The organism is Geomonas sp. (genome assembly GCF_056994735.1).
Genome location: NZ_JBXKJL010000350.1, coordinates 1 through 4,190, shown reverse-complemented (window position 1 = coordinate 4,190; position 4,190 = coordinate 1). Strand labels below are relative to the sequence as shown.

Sequence of the window (4,190 nt, the reverse complement as noted above, 5' to 3'; positions counted from 1 at the left end):
CGATAGCCCCATCAGAAGGGGAGTGCGCCTGCCCCACCGGTCCGCGAGAGGTCCGTAGAAGAGCTGTCCTATGGCGGAGCCAAAAAGAAAGGCGGAGACGGAGAGCTGCACCGTGGTCAGCGGCACCTTGAGATCCCTGGAAATCTCGGGGAAAGCGGGGAGATACATGTCGATCGACATGGCGCTGAAGGCTGTCAGCGCGCCGAGAATCAGCACGAAGCCTGTGAGCTGGAATTTGGTCATGTCTGCCGGGAGTGTCGTGGATGCTGCTCTCATAACTGCAAAAACCTCCAAAAAAGTTGCGTGATACAACTATTAAGCTAAAACGAAGGGCTCACCTGGACAGGTTGGCATAGGCGCGGCGGAGGACGTCAAGGCAGACCTCCAACTCCCCCTCGCTTATCCCCTGTTGGGCCTCTTCGAGGAGGCCCCTGGCGAGCTTCGTTGCTTCATCCATCAGCTGTTTTCCCGTGTCCGTCAGGTAAAGCAGGCGCTCCCTCGCATCATTGGGGCTCGGGAGGCGGACTATCAGTCCCCGCGACTCCAGCCCTGCTGCCAGGCGCGCCATCGTCGTCTTGTCCTTTTCCGTCTTTTCGGCGAGCGCCCCCTGGGTGAGGCCGTTACTGTCCCACAGTTGTATCAGGAGCGAGTACTGCTCCGCTGTGATCGGCAACTCGCGCTGCGCCAGCGCCGCGTTCATGCGCCGCAGTATCACCCGCGAAAAGCGCGAAGCCAGGTGCCCGAGAGATTTGTTCAATATGTACGGACCGGCAGGATTTGTCATATAGTTGTTATATGCAACTATATAGGCACAAGTCAACAAAAAACCCGAATAGGACCAATCTTCCGCCGGCTTCCAAAGTCATTCCCGAAGCGATTCTGGTCGGGAATCCAGCACCTAAACGAGGTGAAATCTGGATCCCCGATAAGGGCATTCGGGGATGACAATCTCATAGCGGAAGACACGCGCTTCTGTACAAAAAATGACTGGCGGGGAGGTTTACAATGGGGGCGGGGACAACAACCGGGGCAACGTCGGTCTGAACTACGCCGGCCCTGCTGCCAAGGCCGGAACGGGAGTTTTACAGGGGGGTGTCAGCGGGTTGGTGCCTGAAGCTCGCCATCTCCTGCTGGATGGCTACGATCTGGCTGTTGATGGTTTCGATCTCTGTCATGACCCGTTTTGCCTCTTCCGCGTTGGCTTCCATGAGGCGGCTGACTTCGGTCACTTCGTTGCGCAGCACGTCTCCCATCATGATCTGCTGGAAGCAGTTTTCCTTCAGGTCTTTGACCCGGTCGCTGTCGTCGGCCACGCTTTTCATGTAGAGACGGTTCCCTCGCGCCTGCTCGTCAGTCGATGCGGCTATTTTCCTGGTGAACTCCCGCATCCGCTCGAGGGTGCGTACGATCAGCCCGGCACCTTTCTCCTCCTCGGAAATCGCGCTGGTTAGCTGCTTGACCCGTTGGAGGTTTTTCTCCGACTCCGCAGTGATGAGGACGCTTCCCGATGCCTGGTCGTCGGTTGCCGCAGCGATCCCTTGCGCCATCCGCGACGCCTCGGCAGCGCTCTCCTCTATCCTTTTCAGCGTTTCACTGGCCTTTTCCGATACGGCAACCCCTTCGGCGACCTTCTCCTTGCTGTGCTTGGCAGCCTTTTCGGCTGCCGCGGTCTCGCTGTGGATGTTCCTGACCAGTTCCTCGATCTCGTCGGTGGAGGCCGCGGTTCTTTTGGCCAATCCGCGCACTTCCTCGGCGACTACGGCGAAGGCCTTGCCCCGGTCTCCGGCCTGGGCAGCGATGATGGAAGCATTGAGGGAAAGGAGCGTGGTCTGGGAGACCACCTCTTTCAGGATGTCCAGGATCTCCCCGACCCTCAAGGAGTGAACCGAAAGCCTGTTGATGGCCTCGACCGAGCGATCGCTGCTCCGTTCGATCTCCATCATGGTGGCGATGGTGGCAGACATTGCGTCCATCCCCTCTTTTGCCTGGAGCATGACCTTTTCCGAGCACTGGGAACTTCGGCGGGTTCTGTCCCGGACGTCGCTCGTGGCGGCGGCGATGGCGTTGATGGAATGGTAGGTCTGCTCGGTGGAGGAGGCGAGCGCTTGGGTGTTGGCGGTGGTCTCCTTGATGCTGAGGGCCATCTCCTCGATCGAGGCGGAGGTCTCCATCACCAAAGAGGAGTACTCCTTGATGTTCAGCGCGATGTCGTCAGTGTTCGAGCTCATCTCCGTGGAAATGGTTGCGCGCTCTTCGGTACGGCTGGAGATGTCCTCGATCTCCCTGATGAGGTCCTTGAAAAAGACGTTCATTTTGTGGACGGCATCGAGGCTATCCTTGCCTCTCAGGGCCTGTCTCTCATTGCCGCTCAGCATGTGGCTGAAGTTGCCGGCAAGGTGCCCGTGACGGATGAAAATGTCCGAGGTAAGTCGGGACACATTTTCAACCATGACGATGACCTTGTTCATCAGGGCCTCGTTGAACTCCATGAGCTGCTGGAGTTCATCCGTACTGTCCATGATGGCAGCGGCGGCCTTCTCTCCCGTGATCTTGCCCAGACCCGCCAACTGCCGCTCGACGTAGAGCTTGAGGGCCTCCTTGATGACGCGGTAGCAGAAGGAACCTACGATGAAGCCCGCGGCGAGGCAGCCCAACACGTACAGCGGAGAGAACGCCTTAACACCGAAAAAGAGCCACGAGTAGAACGGGAAGACCGCTCCGATCAGCAGGCCGAAGCAGGACATGAAGATATAGGTGCTGCGCAAGGAGGATAGGTATTTGCGGATGTACATGGCTTTCCTATATAGCGATTTTGGAATGTTACGATACTTCGTTTGTGATTAAGTGTCAATCTTTCCGACACAGCGCAGCCGATAAAAATGTTGTTTAACACCCAGTTGTCACGAGCAGGGTGAAGGGCTGCAGGAGGAGGTGCGAAAGCGGCGGTAAAGTCGGCTGGCGGGATGCAGAAGGGGGCATGCGAGGGGATGGTGGTTTCAAGGGGGGAGGTCGGCGGCCTTGGCGTCGTGTGAGGCGGGGTGTCTTCAGCTCGAAAAGGTATCGACTTCCAGGTCGGCCATGATGCGATCCAGGTAGCGGGACTTCAGCTGGCGGCTGGCCAGGACGCGCTTTACCGGGGGGAGCTTCAAGATCGCGCCCAGTATCGCCGCCATCATCCGATGGCTCAGGTAGGCCTGGTTGTCGAAGATGAGGTTCTGCAGCTTCCCCCGCTCGATCGCCATCAGCACCAGCCGGTGGGCGGTGTTGGCCGGCGTCAGGATCCGCCTCTCCCTCGCCACCAGGGTTATCGCTCCCACCGGGCAGTTCCCAACGCAGACCCCGCATCCGAGACAGATCTCCCGGTCCAATCTCGCCACCTTCGAACCCTTCCCGCCGCTGTCAATGGTCGCCACCGAAATGGCGCCTGTCGGGCAGATCCTGGCGCACTTGCCGCATCCGCAACAGTTCCGGCAGTCGGTCCGCTGGATGAAGTTGGTGGTGTACATGGCGCTGGGGATGGAGAGCCGGCGGATGGCAAGGAGCCCCTCGCAGCAGCAGCCGCAGCAGTGACAGATGAAGTTCACCCCTTTCCGCACGTTGTCCGCGCACTGGACGAGATTCCGCGCTCTCGCCTGCTGGAGGATGTCGAGCCCCTCGGTAGCATCCGCTTTGCGTGCGATGCCGTGCCGTATCAGGGAGGCGGCGGTGTGGTTCAGCGTCATGCAGACGTCCATCGGGGCGTCGCAGGCACGGTTCAGATGGGACATCTTGTGCCGGCAGTAACAAATCCCCACGGAGATATGGCTCGCGCCGCGGATGATCTCGCTTGCCCGCTCATAATCGAGCACCTGCGAGACCTCTTCAGGTGGAATTGCCGGCTCGTTGACCAGCACCCTCCCAATCGACGTTTCACCCTCGGCAAAGAGGTCGCGGATGAAGGCATCGTCGACGTTGATGTACCGGAAGAAGAGGGTGGAGAGCTTCTTCTGGTCGATGTCCGGGCGCAAACGCATCAGGGAGAATTCGAAGAAGCCGGCCATTGGCGGCGGCAGGATGTACAGCGTCCTGTCCTCGTGCTCCAGGTCGAGCATCATCCCCCGCGAAGCAAGGGCTTCCAGTCTGCTTCGCGCCTTGTCTTCGGTGATCTTCCAAATGCGACCGGCCTTGGCGGCGGAAAAGGGCTTTAGTGG

Annotated in this window: 4 protein-coding genes; all 4 read right to left on the bottom strand. The window is 59.3% G+C overall.

The window, feature by feature from the left end:
• A partial coding sequence (locus tag AC11W3_RS15215; protein ID WP_484093286.1) for an MFS transporter occupies positions 1–276 on the bottom strand: 276 nt, incomplete at its 3' end.
• Between the two features lie 58 nt (positions 277–334).
• Positions 335–757 carry a MarR family winged helix-turn-helix transcriptional regulator gene (locus AC11W3_RS15210; RefSeq protein ID WP_484093285.1) on the bottom strand — a complete coding sequence of 141 codons (423 nt, stop codon included), beginning with the start codon at positions 755–757 and terminating at the stop codon, positions 335–337.
• 325 nt (positions 758–1,082) lie between these two features.
• Positions 1,083–2,792 carry a methyl-accepting chemotaxis protein gene (locus AC11W3_RS15205; protein WP_484091886.1) on the bottom strand — a complete coding sequence of 570 codons (1,710 nt, stop codon included), beginning with the start codon at positions 2,790–2,792 and terminating at the stop codon, positions 1,083–1,085.
• 252 nt (positions 2,793–3,044) lie between these two features.
• The coding region (locus AC11W3_RS15200; protein WP_484093284.1) for a 4Fe-4S dicluster domain-containing protein at positions 3,045–4,190 on the bottom strand (1,146 nt) is incomplete at its 5' end.